We start from the raw sequence: 15,786 nt of genomic DNA, 5'->3' as shown, positions 1-15,786 counted from the left end.
TCCCGAAAGAATCTGGGGCTTTACGCTCGTTGTTCAGTTTTCAAGGAACCATTTTGTTCGTCTTGCTCGCCTCCGCTCTCTCAAGCGGCGACCAGAATAATATATCACATTTCCTTGGTATAATGCAAGACTTTTTTTAAAATTTTTGCGGTGGCAGTGCGCTGATTCGATCGATTAAGATGTGCCAGCGATCCCCTAAAGTCAAGCAAAAGGAGCCGTGTATATGACCCTCGCCGCAAAAGCGGCAAGAAGTAATATACCACGGCTCTCTATCCTGCGTCAAGCATTATTATATTTATTCTTCTTCCGCTTCGCCGGGGGCTACATCCAGTTGCGGAAGAGCACCTTCATCCAAGTTCTCCAGCTCGCCATCCACAGCCTCGACTGCAGCTTCGACCAAGGCCTCTGCTTCTTCGCTGCGTTCTACTTTGGTTACCGTAGCGACGGCGTCGTCCTCGCGGATGTTGATCAGCCTTACTCCCTGCGTGATGCGTCCCATTTCCGAAATTCCGGAAATACTCGTGCGAATCATCGTCCCCGAAGAAGTCATAATCATAAGATCCTCCTCGTTGCTGACCACCTTGAGGCCCACGACGGGACCATTCTTATCCGTCACGTTCAGGGTCTTGATGCCTTTACCGCCGCGGCTCTGGGTCCGATATTCTTCGATATTGGTACGTTTGCCGTAGCCCTTCGCCGTCACGATCAGCACATCCTGCTCGGGGATGATGACATCCATGTCGATAACCGCATCGTTGTCATCCAACTGGATGCCTTTGACGCCCGTCGCCGAGCGCCCCATGAAGCGTACATCTGATTCCAAGAATCGAATGGACATGCCCTGGGCTGTGCCCATAATGATCTCTTTTTGGCCGTCTGTGAGTTTGACGCTGATTAGATCGTCGTCCTCGCGCAGGGAAATGGCAATTAGGCCGACCTTGCGGATGTTGGCATAATCGTCAAGCGAGGTTTTTTTGACCACCCCTTGCCGGGTTGCAAAAAACAGGTAGTGCTCGGAGTCGAACTCCTGCACCGGAATGACCGCATTGACGGTCTCGCCCTGCTCGATCTGAATCAGATTGATAATCGGCGTGCCGCGTGCTGTCCGGCTCAATTCCGGAATTTCGTAAGCCTTCAGCCGGTACACCTTGCCCTTATTCGTAAAGAACAACAAATAATGATGGGTATTGGACACAAATAGATGCTCGACAAAGTCGTCTTCCTTAGTCTCCATGCCGATTACCCCGCGTCCGCCGCGCTTCTGACTGCGATACGTCTTGACCGGCAGGCGTTTGACATAGCCGGTATGGGTGACGGTAATGATGACATCCTCCCGCGGAATCAGGTCCTCGTCAAGAATCTCATTTTCGCCAATAGCCAGCTCCGTCCGGCGCTCGTCGCCGAATCGCTCCTTCAGCTCGTTCAGCTCTTCGCTGATAATGCCCAGGATCAGCCGTTCGTTGGCGAGAATTTCTTCGTATTCGGCAATTTTGCGCAGCAGCTCCGCATACTCCGCCTCGATCTTGTCCCGCTCCAGTCCGGTCAGGCGCTGCAGGCGCATATCGAGAATCGCTTGCGCTTGCTCCTGGCTCAGCTCAAAACGCGAGATCAAGCCGTCACGCGCTTCATCGGCGGTGCGCGAAGCGCGGATCAGCGCAATCACCTCATCGAGATGATCGAGCGCGATGCGTAGTCCTTCGAGGATGTGTGCGCGCGCGCGCGCCTTGCGCAGATCGTATTCGGTACGACGGCGAATGACCTCGATCTGGTGATTCAGATAATGATACAGCACATCCTTGAGACTGAGCACCTTGGGCTCGCCGTTGACGAGCGCAATCATGTTGATGCCAAAGTTGCTCTGCATTTGCGTGTGCTTGTAGAGATTATTCAAAACGATGCTCGGGTTGACATCCCGCCGCAATTCAATGACGATACGCATGCCGTTACGATCCGACTCGTCTCGAAGATCGGTGATGCCGTCAATATTTTTGTCCCGCACGAGCTCGGCGATTTTTTCTACGAGCCGCGCCTTATTGACCTGGTACGGGAGCTCGTGCACCAGGATGCGCGCCTTGCCGCTCGTCTCCTCGATGACGGCGCGGGCCCGCATCGTCACCGATCCCCGACCGGTATTGTACGCCTGGCGGATGCCAGAGCGTCCCATGACCAGACCGGCTGTCGGAAAGTCGGGCCCTTTGATAAATTCCATCAGCTCGTCCGATGTGATTTCCGGGTATTCAATCATGGCCTGCAGACCGTCGATAACTTCTACAAGGTTATGCGGCGGGATATTCGTCGCCATGCCGACCGCAATGCCGGAGACACCATTGACGAGCAGCTGTGGGAAGCGCGCCGGCAATACAGCAGGCTCATGCTCCTCCCCGTCGTAATTGGGGATGAAGTCGATCGTCTCTTTGTTGATGTCACGCAGCATTTCCATCGCAATTTTGGAGAGGCGTGCCTCTGTATAACGCATCGCTGCCGCCATATCGCCGTCGACCGAGCCAAAGTTGCCGTGGCCGTCGATCAGCATGTAGCGCAAGGAGAAATCCTGCGCCATCCGCACCATCGTCTCGTAGACCGCGCTGTCGCCATGCGGGTGATACTTGCCGATGACTTCGCCTACGATCCGGGCCGATTTTTTGTAGGGCTTGTCCGGGGACATGCCGAGCTCCGACATGGCAAACAAAATTCGGCGATGCACCGGCTTCAATCCGTCGCGCACGTCGGGGAGCGCCCGGCTGACAATGATGCTCATCGCATAATCCATAAAGGAATCGCGCATTTCCGTTCCAATATCACGACCTCGTATTTGAGGGGAACGCTGATCTTCCGCCATGCTCAACCTCCTGATCTATCCCTAATCAACGCACTATGGTTAGTATATTCATTTCACATTTAATAGACAATTAAACGTGCGAACGCGTTATTGTCTATTATACCATTCCTTGCTGCCGGTGTGGGAATAAAAAGGCAGTCCGTTTCCGGATACCGGAGACAGACTGCCCAGCGCTCCTGAACTTGAAGCAGCTTCTATTTATTGTTCTCCGCTACGCAGCGCGATCATATCAGCGAATTTGTCGCAAGAGTGTTCGTACAATCGCTGCAAATATTCAAGCAGCTCTGAATAGCCGCCGATGGTCCGGACCTTGGCGCGTCGCTCGATCGCGGAGGCCACATCGGCCAGCACGGCCATGCCGATACTGAGACTGGCCGACTTGATATCATGCGCGGTCTGCTCGGAGAGCGTCAGATCGCCCGCTTCCACCGAACGCGCCAGCATCGCCAACTTGGCTGGCGTATCCTGCTGATACATCTCGAACAATTGCCTTAGCATCGCCAGATCTTCCTCGTCCCAAGGCGAGGCGACAATGTCCTGGATCGTCTCCAGATGAATCAATTCTTCTTCATTGGGCTCGCCATTCAGCGCACGCTTTTCGGCTTCGCTTTTCCATTCCGGCAGCCACAGATTGAGCATTTCCCGCAGCTTTTCGAGCTGCACCGGCTTGGTGATGTAATCGTCCATTCCCGCCTGCAAGCTGCGATCGCGGTCTCCCTTCATCGCGTTGGCCGTGATGGAAATAATGGGCACCCGCTCGCCGGCGCATGCCGCGCTCTCCAGCTCGCGAATTTTGCCGGTGGCCTCGAAGCCATCCATGACCGGCATCTGATTGTCCATCAGCACAATGCCTGGTTTTTGTTGCTCCCACATCCGGACCGCTTCCTCTCCGTTGCGGGCCACCAGCACATTGGTGAAGCCAAGCTGCTGCAGCTGCAGCATGGAAATCTGCTGATTGACGACGTTGTCCTCCGCCAGCAAAATAACCGTATCCAGATTTTTCTGAGCCAGCTTGTGCTGGGATTTAAAGGCCGAACGCGGGGCTACGATTTCGCCGGCCGGCACCTCCGCTTTTTCGAGCTCGATTTCGATCCAAAAGGTGGAGCCGACGCCTTTTTCGCTGACGACGCCGATTGAGCCATTCATCATTTCCACCAGCCGCTTGGTAATCGACAGGCCAAGTCCGGTAGAGCTCTGCGGCTGGGTATACGATTGGTCCACCTGATAAAAAGGCTGGAATAATTTTTTGCTATTCTCCGCGCTGATGCCGATCCCCGTGTCGCGCACCTCGCAGCGCAGTCTTTGCTTCACCCCGGAGTCCGCCACCATGAACCAGCGAATTTCGATCTCGCCGCTGGTGGTAAACTTGATCGAATTGCCCACAAGGTTCACCATAATTTGGCTGATCCGATTGACATCCCCCCGCAGCAGTTGACTAATCTGAGGGTCAAGGTAATACGACATGCGGTTCATCTGCTCGTCTGCACGTGCCTGCAGCAGTTGCATCACGTTCTGCACTGCCGGCTGCAGGTAGAATTCCTTGCGGTCCAGAATCATTTCGCCCGCTTCGATTTTGGACAGATCAAGAATATCGTTAATGATGCTGAGCAGCAGATTGCCGGAATTGAGAATAATCGAAACCGTTTTTTGCTGCGCTTCGTCCAGCTCGGACTGAGATAGGAGCTCCGTACTGGCAATAATGCCGTTCATCGGCGTACGAATCTCATGACTCATCGTCGCCAAAAAGATGCTTTTGGTTCGATTGGCGTTCTCGGCATTTTCCTTGGCCAGCTTGAGCTCAATATTGGTCTTGGCCAGCTCGCGCTGCAGGGAAACCATCTCGTTGTTCAGCGCCGAAAATTCGTCGTAATTTTTTAGTTCCTGCTCCAGCTTCTGAACCATCTCCTGCGACAGCTTTTTAATCGTATCGCGCAACGAGACCATCTGCTGGTTGTTGATTTTCATCAGTTCATCGTAAAAGTAGGAATAGCTCGTGCTGTATGTGGAGCCGACAAGCAAGATATGGTCCTCAAACAAACCGCCGTTCATGTAAAAAAGTTCGGTCTTTTCCGGCAAATTCAGGTTGATCTCCCAATTGAAAACCGCTTGCTTGCGCGACAATTCTTCAAGAAAGTCCCGAAACTTGACCGTATTGAGCTCATCCATCGCGGAAAACAAGCCTCGCGATTTGTCAATCCGATCGGCAAGCTTGAGATCGTCCCGGATGATGCGTGTGATCTTTCCCCGATTGTCGCATAGCAATGAGATGACGTTACCCTGGTCCTCCTCCACGCTAAGTTGTCCTCCCAGCTTCGTCTGATGATACTAAAGGGTTCAGCAAATGCGTAGCCATCTGGATTGCCTCACGGGCCGAAACGGCATATCCGTCCGCCCCGACCTGCTTCCACAGGTCCTTGTCGATATTAAACGGCAGCCCGCCGACGAGTACCTTCACGTCGGCGCATCGTTCGTCGGCGCGAATATCGGCAATCAGATTTTTGACCAACGTGACATGATAAGTCATGGTGGCCGAGACGGCCAATACATCCGCCTTGCGTTTGATCACGGTATCGATAATGGCCCTAGTGGGCACGTTGGCTCCAATGTAATACGTATCCCATCCATGCAGCTCGAAGATATCGGAGATCATCCGCAAGCCGATCTCATGCAGTTCCTGCCCGATGCACGCCGCCACCAGTCTGGGACCGCCGCCCTCGGCCGAGAAGATATACGGATAGAGCTGTGACATGATCGTCTGGGTAGCTGCAGTAAAATAATGCTCCTGCGCGACGCTGATCTGATTCGTCTGCCACAATCGCCCAATCTCGTATTGGGACTGCTGGAAAATATGGGTATAAATCTGCTCCACGGATATTTGGCGCTGCACCAGGTCCATAATCAGCCGACTCGCGCCGCTGCGGTCGCCGCTCAATAGCAGCTCCGTATATTGATTCGCCTCTGCTTGCAGCTCGCTTTCTTCCAAATGCGATTTTTGCGGAGCCAGCGGCGTTGAAATTTGGACATAAGCATGCTCAATATAGGAGTCGACTACGGCATGCAGTTCTTCTTCCACGCGCTCGGCGATGACAGCGCGAATGCAATCGATGTTAATTTTGAGGTCGTCCGTAGTCACCTGATACCCATCGAGCAGGACCTTCAGCCAATGGATATAGCTTGAGAACAATAGCGGACTGTGAATCTGCAGGCTTTGCCCCAGATAGCGAATATTGTATAGCGTATCCTGCAGCGTCTTCCTCCGACCTCGCTCGCCGAATCGTTCCATCAAGTCCGGCTGCAGCTTATATTGGCGAGCAGTCGCCAACTCGGCCAATTCATCGCTGAGGGCAATCAGTCGTTCCCCTGCCGTAGCTGATAAGCTCGGTGTCGTTGTCATGAAGACTCACCTCCGGATTCTGGATGCTGACAGGTATTTTGGATATGAATTGCGACCAATATACTAGATCATTATACTACACTTATTTTCAAAAACCCAATTGTAAAAGAAGTAAGCTATGCATAGAAGTATGGTAACACACCTGCTCTGATCGACCAACCCGCCGTTCAGATTGCCTGGTACCTTCCGCAATCTTAACATAAAAAAACTGCCGATCATATTCGGCAGTTGGAAGGAATAGTCTATACATCAAGATTTTTTACATATCGAGCGAAGCTTTGGATAAAATCGCGGCGCGGCTCGACATTGTCGCCCATCAGGGTGTCAAAAAGCACGTCCGCCTCTATCGCATCCTCAATCGTAACCTGCAGCATGGTGCGGCTCTCGGGATCCATTGTCGTCTCCCACAGCTGGTCCGCGTTCATCTCGCCGAGACCTTTATAACGCTGGATGCTCAGCTTCGTGCCTTCGCCGAATTCGGCGATAATGCGTTCGCGCTCTTCCTCGCTCTGCGCGTAGCGCACCACCTTATTGCGCTCTATTTTGAACAACGGCGGCTGCGCGATGTAGACATAGCCGGCCTCAATAATTTTGCGCATGTAGCGAAAGAAAAAGGTGAGCAGCAAGGTGCGGATGTGGGCGCCGTCGACATCGGCATCAGTCATGATGATAATTTTGTGATACCGTGCCTTTGCCAAATCGAAGTCCTCGCTGATGCCGGTGCCAAGTGCAGTAATAATCGCGCGAATCTCGGTATTGCCCAGGATGCGGTCCAGCCGCGCCTTCTCTACATTGAGAATTTTGCCGCGCAGCGGCAGGATCGCCTGAAAATGCCGGTCCCGTCCCTGCTTGGCCGAGCCGCCCGCGGAATCGCCTTCGACAATGTAGAGCTCGCTGATTGAGGCGTCCTTGGAGGAGCAGTCGGCCAGCTTGCCGGGCAGCGAGCTCACCTCAAGCGCGCTTTTGCGGCGGGTAAGATCGCGGGCCTTGCGCGCTGCGTCGCGCGCGCGCGCCGCCTGCATGCCCTTCTCCATAATTTTGCGGGATACGGACGGGTTTTCCTCTAGGAATTCCTGGAACTTCTCGGCGAAGCACGATTCAACGATGCTGCGCACCTCACTGTTGCCGAGTTTGGTTTTGGTCTGCCCTTCAAACTGCGGCTCGGGAATTTTGACTGAGATGATCGCCGTCAGCCCTTCCCGAACATCGTCGCCGGTAAGATTGGACACATTATCTTTAAGCATGCCGATTTTGCGCCCGTAATCGTTGACAATCCGCGTCAATGCGCTTTTGAAGCCGGACTCATGCGTACCGCCCTCATGGGTATTGATGTTATTGGCGAAGGAGTAAATGTTCTCCGTAAAGGAATCGTTGTACTGGAGTGCGACCTCGACTTGAATCTGCTCCTTGACGCCCTCGACATAGATCGGCTGCTCGTGCATCACCTCACGGTTGCGGTTGAGGTAATCGACGAATTCGATAATGCCGCCGTCGTACTTGTACGTATTGCGGGTTTCGGTCCGTTCGTCGTAGAGCGAGAGCTCGATCCCTTTATTCAAGAACGCCAGCTCACGGATCCGCGTCTGCAGCGTTTCGTAGTCAAATATCGTCGTCTCCGTGAAAATGTCCGGGTCGGGCTTGAAGCGCGTCTGCGTCCCGGTCTCGTCCGTGTCTCCGATGACTTCCAGATCATGCTGCGGCGCACCGCGCCGGTACTCTTGCCGATAAACTTTGCCGTCGCGCTTGACCTGTACAATGACCAGCTCCGAGAGGGCATTCACAACCGACACGCCGACCCCGTGCAGGCCGCCGGACACCTTGTACCCGTCGCCGCCGAACTTGCCGCCGGCATGCAGGACGGTCATGACGACCTCCAGGGTCGACTTTTTCATTTTGGAATGCTCTCCGACGGGAATGCCGCGGCCGTTGTCGATGACTGTGACGCTGTTGTCCGGGTGAATGATGACTTCGATGCGCGTGCAATACCCGGCCAGCGCCTCGTCAATGCTGTTGTCGACAACCTCCCACACCAGATGGTGCAGACCCTTGCCGCTCGTGGACCCGATGTACATGCCGGGACGCTTGCGCACCGCTTCCAGCCCTTCGAGTACCTGAATCTGACTCTCATCGTAGGTATGCTGATTCAAAGACATGCTTGCTTCACTGCTCCTCTCAGGCTGCTCAACTAACTGCGCGGCTGCCGGCGTATCAGGTAGCCGCAAAATGATGGGCCCGCTTCTTGAGCGTCGAAGAAGATATGGGCGAATAAAACACTTTTTGCTTTGTGATGACGATGGATTTGGATTCTTCCTCGCCGATGACCTCCACGCCTTTGCGCTCGCGCGCGCCTGCGACGAATTGCTTCGACAGCTTGGAGGATTGCTCGATGGAAATGTCAAAAATGGCCACTAGCTCGGAGGCCCGTATAATTTTTTCTCCGCCCAGATGGATATACAATGCGATCCACTCCTTATCGCGAGCGTATGTTCGTCAGGCTAGCGCATCACTTGGCCCTCCTGCACTTGATACACCTTGGCGTCCTTCAGCTTGGCCAGATCGACGCTTTCGAGTCCGGTCGTCGTAATGAAGGTCTGCACCTTGCCCTGGAAGGTCTCGATCAATTGCGTCTGCCGCTGACGATCAAGCTCCGAAAGCACATCATCCAGCAGCAGCAGCGGATATTCGCCGATTTCTTCGCGAATCAGCTCGATTTCGGCCAGTTTGAGCGATAGCGCGGTCGTGCGCTGCTGACCCTGCGAGCCGTAGATTTGGGCTTCTTTGCCGTTAATTTCGAACGCTAGATCGTCGCGATGTGGGCCTACCAGTGTAATGCCCCTTCGCATTTCCTGATCTTTCACCTGTGTTAACTTTATCATAAATTGATCAAATAAAACAGATTCATCTTGATCGGCTGCGGCGTCCAGCGAAGGACGGTAATGAATGCGCAATTCCTCCTTGCCGGCCGTAATGCCGCTGTGGACCTGCTCGGCCCAGCGCTGCAGGGTATAAATAAAGCCTTGCCTTTTTTTCATAATTTTAACACCGTGCTCGGCGAGCTGCGCATTCCATACCTCCAGCATGGTCTGTTGGGTGGCTGACGCCTGCGGCGATTTCAAAAAATTGTTGCGCTGCTGCAGCACTTTTCCGTACTGCTGCAACAGGTGCAAATAACCGGGCTGCACCTGGCCGATCTCCATGTCGAGAAACCGGCGGCGATTCCCGGGGGTTCCTTTCACGATTTCCAGATCCTCAGGCGCAAACATGACCACATTGAGCGTGCCGACAAAATCGCTGAGTCTGCGTTGCTCCAAGCCGTTGATCTTCGCTTTTTTCCCCTGCGCCGAAAAGCTGAGCGCCAGCTTGACGTCGCCATATTTCTTGGACACTTCTCCCTGCACGTGCGCAGCATCGGCGTTCCAACCGATCAATTCACGGTCCTTGCCGGTACGATGCGACCGCGACAGTGCAAGGCAAAAGATTGCCTCCAGCAAATTCGTTTTGCCCTGCGCGTTGGGCCCAATGAACAGATTGACGCCGCTATCGGTCTGAATGTCCAGTTTTTCGTAATTGCGGTAATGCTGCATTGCAATTCGGTTCAAAAACACCTCTTGGCCTCCTGTGCGGGCCGCGCTAGCCTTCTCGCGTTACCGCAAACGTCCCGTGCGAGCCGACGGATACGCGATCGCCGGGGTAAAGCTTGCGACCGCGCCGGTTGTCCGGCTCGCCGTTAATGACGACCTCGTTGGTCTGCAAAAAGATTTTGGCTTGTCCGCCGGAATCGATGCAATCGGCCAGCTTGAGAAACTGGCCGAGGGCAATATATTCGGTCGTAATGGAAATTTCTTTCATGGGAAAAGAACCTCCGCTGCATGCATTAGCCTGTCGTCCGGTAAGGCAGAACGAGATGCAGGCTGTGATCATGTTCTGTCGGCTTGACGATGATCGGGCTCATGGCGCCGTTGAAGCCGATGAATAATTGTTCGCTGTCAATGGCTTTGAGCGTATCGAGCATGTATTTCGAGTTGAAGGAAATACGCAGCGGTTCGCCCGCGATGCGTACGGCGTCCAACTGCTCGGTGACCTTGCCCAGCTCCGACGAGCTGGAGGAAATTTCGATTGTGCCGTCCTCGAGCGTAATCAGCCGCACGATATTCGTTTTTTCCTCGCGCGACATCAGATAGGCCCGATCGATCGCATCGGTTAATCGGCGCGTATCCAGTACTAGTTCTGTTTTGTATTGTTGCGGAATAATCTTAGAAGTATCGGGATAGGTCCCGTCCAGCAGACGCGAATAGAACAGCACACGGCCAATCTTGAACAAAATCTGGTTGTCTGTGACGACGATCTCCACGGGTTCCCCTTGATCGGGTACCAAGCGAGAAACCTCCTGCAGCGTGCGTCCGGCTACGACGACATTGGCAAAGCGGTATTCCGGCGCCGTCTCCACATTAGCAACGCGGCTGGCGAGCCGGTGCCGATCGGTTGCCACGAATTTGAAGCGCCCTTCCTGCAGGTTCCAGAGCACGCCGGTCAGCACGGGCGTTTGCTCGCTTGTGGAGACGGCAAACGCGGTTTGACGGATCAAGGTTTTGAGCAGCGCGCCTTGAATCGCAAACGATTCGTGTTCGTCCATTTGCGGCAGCACCGGAAATTCTTCCGGATCGAGACCGACCATTTGGATGTCGCTGGATCCGGAACGCAGCCGGGTCTGGAAATGCTCGCCAACCTCAATTTCGATTTCGTCGGACGGCAACTTCTTAATGATTTCGACAATAAATTTGGCGGGCAATACGACGCTGCCCGGCTTGTCGATTCTAGCGTTAATACGCTCGCCGCTTTCGACCGGCACGAAGCTCTGGATGGAAATATCCGTGTCGCTGGCGGTCAAGGTTAGACCTTGGTGCGCCACCTCGAATTTGATGCCGCCGAGAATCGGAATAGCAGGCCGCGTTGACGCGGCTTTGGATACTTGCTGAATGGCGTCGTTCAGTTCGTTTTTTTGGATCATCAGTTTCATCGCGATTCACTCCTAATTGCAGCCGCTAGTATTTAAGTTATTTTAACATTCTTTTAGTAGAAGTCGTAGTAGGGGCGCTGGATATGTGGATAAGCCAAGAAAACGCAGACGGAGCAAGCTTATCCACATGTGCATAGCTTGTGAATGGGCTTGCTCTGTTGTACACAGGTGTATGCGCATGACGATTCGGACAAGACGTCCTTTGACGGCGCTACGTGTTTTGTGCTGTCCGGGCCCCGAACCGGGAGCCTTTTGTCTAGGCATGCGTGTGGCTTTTGATTCGTTCGGACAGTGTCTGCACGATCTTGTACAGTTCTTGGTCCACCTTGAGCTGCTGGCTAATTTTCTCGTGCGCATGAATGACAGTCGTATGGTCGCGTCCGCCGAAAGCTTCGCCGATTTTGGGCAAGGAGAATTCAGTGAGCTCGCGGGCCAGGTGCATGGCGATTTGCCTTGGAAATGCGACGGCCTTGGTCCGTTTGCGCGCCTTGAAGTCCTCCAGCTTGAGGCCGTAATATTCACCGACGCGCTGCTGAATATCCTGAATGGTAATCATTTTGGGACGCGTCGACGGAATAATATCCTTGAGCGCTTCCGCTGCCAAATGAGACGAGATATCTTGATTGATCAGCGAGGAATAGGCGACGACGCGAATCAGCGCGCCCTCCAGCTCGCGGATGTTGGTATCGATCTGATTGGCGATATAGATCATCGCCTCGTTTGGAATATCCAGATTGTCCGCTTTTGCTTTTTTGCGCAGAATGGCGATCCGCGTCTCCAGATCCGGCGGTTGAATATCGGTGATCAGGCCCCATTCAAAGCGCGAGCGCAGCCGTTCCTCGAGCGTCGGGATTTCCTTGGGCGGCCGGTCGCTGGAAATGATGATTTGTTTGCGTTCTTCGTGGAGCGCGTTGAAGGTATGGAAAAATTCTTCCTGCGTTTGCTCCTTGCCCGCCAAAAACTGAATGTCGTCAATGAGTAAAACGTCGATATTGCGATATTTAATCCGAAAATTTTCGCCGCGGTTGTCCCGAATGGCATTAATGAACTCGTTGGTAAATTTTTCGGAAGAAATATAGAGCACGCGCATGTGCGGATTATGCTCCAAGATGTAGTGGCCGATCGCATGCATCAAATGCGTCTTGCCAAGTCCAACGCCTCCATAGAGAAACAGCGGGTTGTACGCCTTGGCTGGCGCTTCCGCCACCGCCAGCGAAGCTGCGTGCGCAAAACGGTTGTTCGAGCCGATGACAAAGCTGTCGAAAGAATATTTGGGATTGAGCATATGCGAGAACGACTCTTCCTGAACCGGCATCGGAGCCGGCTTCGCCGGATAAGGCGCTGCCGGTTCGGGCGGCTTGTCTTCTTCGATAGCAAAGCGAATGTCGATTGTTCTGCCGAGAAAATCCTGTAGCGTGGCGCGCACGAGCTTGGTGTATCGACTCTCCAGCCACTCTGCGGCGAATGTCGTCGGCGCAGTAATGACAAGCAGATCTTCTCCGATCATAGACGCTTTGGTGGCCTTGAACCAGGTATCGAAGCTCGGCTTGCTCAGTTTGGATTGAATGATTGACAGCACCTGCTGCCAGACTTCATGCGTATCGCGATCCACAGCATGTCACTCCTTGTCCGTAGGGTGCGTTAGACAAGCCGAGCTCCTGTGTAGGCGCGTGTCCGGGCTTGTCATAAGACGCGAAACGTCTCCCGGAGCGTTGCAGCTGGCGGGAGACTTTGAGCGTCAGTATCGTTTTTCGCCGTCCGAGGGCGGGGAATTCGTCGAAATATAATCCACATTATTAAGAATTATGTAGGTGGAGTTATACGATGGGGATGAAAATTGTTCACAATGTTATCCACAGGCTGTTAATAAAACGCGGGCATTGCCATAGCCGTCCACATCAAAAACAAATCTATCATAGCAAAATAACCCCTTGAATTCAATGGCACGAACGATTTTATCCACATTATCAACAACTTGTATGACGCAGTTATATACAACACTAGATATTGTTTATAACTTGTTAAGATTCGACAGCATTCGCGTAAACGACTGAAAATGTTGTCCACATGTTGTTAAATTTGTTGAAGCGGGACCGATCCTGTGGATGAATGGCGAATCAAAGGGGAAAGAAGGGAACGCACGTGGAACCTTGACTTTTGAGGATAACCGTGCGATAATGATAGCTGGTGTTTTCTGCTTGCATGAGGTAATGGTACGGCTGCCACGGTTGAGGGACAGACCGCGCCGTGTGCGGATGACCCAATAGAAGAAGCAATATTGAGATCGTTCATGTAAGGAGGTGCAGGATCGATGAGACCGACATTTCGGCCGAACGTGAGCAAGCGCAAAAAGGTGCACGGCTTCCGTAAACGGATGAGCACGAAAAATGGACGCAAGGTACTGACCGCTCGCCGCAAAAAGGGAAGAAAAGTACTGAGCGCATAGAGCAAATGATGTTTCGAGGGAAAGGCCACGTTCGGTGGTCTTTTTTTATGGAAATATGGGAAGGCTTGAAATATATGAAGAAGGTTCGGTGGATGGTCCGTGCAACGTAAGCTGCGCCTGAGGAACAGACAGGACTTTAACCGCATATATCGAGGCGGCCGTTCGTTTGCGAATAGCCAGCTCGTCGTGTACTGGAAGCGCACGCCGGAGGTGGAGCACTTCCGGATGGGCGTGTCGGTCAGCAAAAAGCTGGGCAATGCCGTCGTGCGCAACCGGATGCGAAGGGTGCTCAAAGAAATCGTGCGGCTGCAGGCGGATCGGATCGGGAAGCATGTGGACTTTATTCTGATTGCGCGTCGACCTGCCATCGGCATGCGTTCAAAGGATTTGGAGCGCAGTGTGCTGCATGTGCTTCGCAAGGCGAAATTGTTGTCACGCTAAGCGATCCGGACAAGCCGCAGGTTCTGTTTCCTTGTCCCAGAATATGTGATATAGTTGAGAATGAACGCGTGGCTTCTCGGAACGAAACTCGCTGCGCCCGTAAAAGAACGGCTTGTCCGTTTCGCCTTGAAATTATAGAAAGCATAGGATTTCGCTTATGCTTTTCTAAATTTCTCGGAACGAAACTCGCTGCGCCGTAAAAGAACGGCTTGTCCGTTTCGCCTTGGAGAGGAGTTTTGATGTTGTCCCGGATTTTACGAAAAAGATGGCTGCTTATATTGGCAATGCTTGCGCTAATGGTGGTGCTGGCCGGCTGCGCGCCGCTCGACCATACGATGGACACAGGGGACTTGAAGAACGGTAACTTCTGGGAGCGCAACGTCGTGTATTACTTCGCGACCATGCTCGATACCTTCGCCGATTGGTTCGGCGGGTCGTACGGGCTGTCGATCTTGTTGCTTACTATTATAGTAAGAACAATCATTCTGCCGTTGACGCTGAAGCAATATCGAAGCTCCAAGGCCATGCAGGCGCTGCAGCCTGAGATGAAGCAGATTCGCGAGAAGTACAAGGATAATCCGCAAAAGCAGCAGGAAGAGACGATGAAGCTGTTCCAAAAGCATCAGGTCAATCCGCTTGCCGGATGTCTGCCGCTGATTGTGCAGATGCCGATTTTCATTGCCCTTTACAATGCAATTTACTGGAATGCCGATATACGCGAGCATACATTTTTGTGGCTCCAGCTGGGGGAGAAGGACCCTTACTTCATTCTGCCGGTAATCGCGGCGATTACGACGTTTGTGCAGTCGAAGATGATGCCGCAGCAGCCGAATAACCCGATGCAAATGATTTTGCTTATTTTCCCGGTACTGATCTTCGTTATGGCCATTTCGTTCCCGGCCGCGCTTCCGCTGTACTGGATCTACAGCAATATTTACACCATTACTCAGAACTACTTCCTGTATGTCCGCAATTCGGATAAAGGCAAGGAGGTTCCTGCAAAATGAAAACGCTCGTTGCATCGGGCAAGACGATCGAAGATGCGGTAGCGAATGGATTGGCACAATTGCAAGTGACCGAAGATCGCGTACGGACCACCGTACTGGAGCAGCCCGCAAAAGGGCTGTTTGGTCTTATCGGGGTCAAAGAAGCAAAGGTTGAACTGGAGGTGCTGCCCGATCCGGTAGGGGAGGCGGAGCGCTTCCTGCGCGAGGTGGCGGAAGCGATGGGATTATCGGTGCGAATCTCTCGCGCCGACGAGGATGACAGCGTGCGGCTGGAGCTCGTCGGCGGAGACGAGCTGGGCATGATGATCGGCCGTCGCGGCCAGACGCTGGATGCTTTGCAGTACTTGACCAATATTGTTGCCAATCGTCATGCCGACGAGTATCTTCGCATCGTGCTCGATGCCGAGAATTTTCGCGCGCGCAGGCGCCAGACCTTGGAAGATTTGGCCGATCGTTTGGCCAGTCGCGTCATTCGGACGCGTAAGGAAGTCGTGCTCGAGCCGATGCCGGCCCATGAGCGCAAAGTCATCCACACCCGGCTGATCCAACATCCGCGTGTGAAGACGCACAGCACAGGCGACGATCCGAATCGACGCGTCGTGATTGCGATGAGAACGTCATAAAAAAGCATGACAACATAGA

The 15,786-nt window shown here is 53.4% G+C and carries 13 protein-coding genes; 4 read left to right on the top strand and 9 right to left on the bottom strand.

What is annotated here, in order from left to right:
• Positions 1 to 295: 295 nt before the first annotated feature.
• The 9 genes from gyrA to dnaA form a co-directional block, all read right to left on the bottom strand.
• Positions 296 to 2,839: a DNA gyrase subunit A gene (gene gyrA, locus IDH44_RS22790; protein WP_190921134.1), complete on the bottom strand. Its 2,544-nt coding sequence runs from the start codon at positions 2,837 to 2,839 to the stop codon at positions 296 to 298.
• A gap of 198 nt (positions 2,840 to 3,037) precedes the next feature.
• Positions 3,038 to 5,131: an ATP-binding protein gene (locus tag IDH44_RS22785; RefSeq protein WP_190921133.1), complete on the bottom strand. Its 2,094-nt coding sequence runs from the start codon at positions 5,129 to 5,131 to the stop codon at positions 3,038 to 3,040.
• A 1-nt stretch (position 5,132) separates the two neighbouring features.
• A complete protein-coding gene (locus IDH44_RS22780; protein ID WP_190921132.1) occupies positions 5,133 to 6,233 on the bottom strand; it encodes a cobalamin B12-binding domain-containing protein in 1,101 nt (366 codons plus the stop codon).
• A 242-nt stretch (positions 6,234 to 6,475) separates the two neighbouring features.
• Positions 6,476 to 8,386 carry a DNA topoisomerase (ATP-hydrolyzing) subunit B gene (gyrB, locus tag IDH44_RS22775; protein ID WP_190921131.1) on the bottom strand — a complete coding sequence of 637 codons (1,911 nt, stop codon included), beginning with the start codon at positions 8,384 to 8,386 and terminating at the stop codon, positions 6,476 to 6,478.
• 55 nt (positions 8,387 to 8,441) lie between these two features.
• Positions 8,442 to 8,690, bottom strand: coding sequence for an extracellular matrix regulator RemB (remB, locus tag IDH44_RS22770; protein WP_190921130.1), 249 nt, complete (start codon positions 8,688 to 8,690; stop codon positions 8,442 to 8,444).
• 38 nt (positions 8,691 to 8,728) lie between these two features.
• Complete coding sequence (recF, locus tag IDH44_RS22765; RefSeq protein ID WP_190921129.1) at positions 8,729 to 9,838, bottom strand: DNA replication/repair protein RecF; 1,110 nt, start codon at positions 9,836 to 9,838, stop codon at positions 8,729 to 8,731.
• 25 nt (positions 9,839 to 9,863) lie between these two features.
• Positions 9,864 to 10,082, bottom strand: coding sequence for a S4 domain-containing protein YaaA (gene yaaA, locus IDH44_RS22760; RefSeq protein WP_190921128.1), 219 nt, complete (start codon positions 10,080 to 10,082; stop codon positions 9,864 to 9,866).
• Positions 10,083 to 10,107: 25 nt separating this feature from the next.
• Entirely contained in the window at positions 10,108 to 11,250 is a 1,143-nt protein-coding gene (dnaN, locus tag IDH44_RS22755; RefSeq protein ID WP_190921127.1) for a DNA polymerase III subunit beta, read from the bottom strand.
• Between the two features lie 256 nt (positions 11,251 to 11,506).
• Positions 11,507 to 12,862, bottom strand: coding sequence for a chromosomal replication initiator protein DnaA (gene dnaA, locus IDH44_RS22750; protein WP_190921126.1), 1,356 nt, complete (start codon positions 12,860 to 12,862; stop codon positions 11,507 to 11,509).
• 699 nt (positions 12,863 to 13,561) lie between these two features.
• Here dnaA and rpmH point away from each other — a divergent pair.
• The 4 genes from rpmH (at position 13,562) to jag (ending at position 15,767) form a co-directional block, all read left to right on the top strand.
• Entirely contained in the window at positions 13,562 to 13,696 is a 135-nt protein-coding gene (rpmH, locus tag IDH44_RS22745) for a 50S ribosomal protein L34 (RefSeq protein WP_190921125.1), read from the top strand.
• Between the two features lie 99 nt (positions 13,697 to 13,795).
• Complete coding sequence (gene rnpA / locus IDH44_RS22740) at positions 13,796 to 14,137, top strand: ribonuclease P protein component (protein WP_190921124.1); 342 nt, start codon at positions 13,796 to 13,798, stop codon at positions 14,135 to 14,137.
• A 284-nt stretch (positions 14,138 to 14,421) separates the two neighbouring features.
• Positions 14,422 to 15,144, top strand: a complete 723-nt coding sequence (locus tag IDH44_RS22735) for a YidC/Oxa1 family membrane protein insertase (RefSeq protein WP_223869956.1) — start codon at positions 14,422 to 14,424, stop codon at positions 15,142 to 15,144.
• A complete protein-coding gene (gene jag / locus IDH44_RS22730) occupies positions 15,141 to 15,767 on the top strand; it encodes an RNA-binding cell elongation regulator Jag/EloR (RefSeq protein ID WP_190921122.1) in 627 nt (208 codons plus the stop codon). Before IDH44_RS22735 ends, jag begins: the two co-directional genes overlap by 4 nt.
• The last annotated feature ends 19 nt before the right edge of the window (positions 15,768 to 15,786 follow it).

The organism is Paenibacillus sabuli (genome assembly GCF_014705605.1).
In the GTDB taxonomy this organism is placed as follows: Bacteria; Bacillota; Bacilli; order Paenibacillales; family Paenibacillaceae; genus Paenibacillus_D; species Paenibacillus_D sabuli.
This window is presented reverse-complemented; position numbering and strand designations above follow the sequence as displayed.

Coding starts and splice junctions, on each gene's coding strand:
- gyrB (WP_190921131.1), bottom strand. CDS start 8,386: ATGTCTTTGAATCAGCATACCTACGATGAGAGTCAGATTCAGGTACTC.
- IDH44_RS22780 (WP_190921132.1), bottom strand. CDS start 6,233: ATGACAACGACACCGAGCTTATCAGCTACGGCAGGGGAACGACTGATT.
- gyrA (WP_190921134.1), bottom strand. CDS start 2,839: ATGGCGGAAGATCAGCGTTCCCCTCAAATACGAGGTCGTGATATTGGA.
- jag (WP_190921122.1), top strand. CDS start 15,141: ATGAAAACGCTCGTTGCATCGGGCAAGACGATCGAAGATGCGGTAGCG.
- IDH44_RS22735 (WP_223869956.1), top strand. CDS start 14,422: ATGCTTGCGCTAATGGTGGTGCTGGCCGGCTGCGCGCCGCTCGACCAT.
- yaaA (WP_190921128.1), bottom strand. CDS start 10,082: ATGAAAGAAATTTCCATTACGACCGAATATATTGCCCTCGGCCAGTTT.
- rpmH (WP_190921125.1), top strand. CDS start 13,562: ATGAGACCGACATTTCGGCCGAACGTGAGCAAGCGCAAAAAGGTGCAC.
- dnaN (WP_190921127.1), bottom strand. CDS start 11,250: ATGAAACTGATGATCCAAAAAAACGAACTGAACGACGCCATTCAGCAA.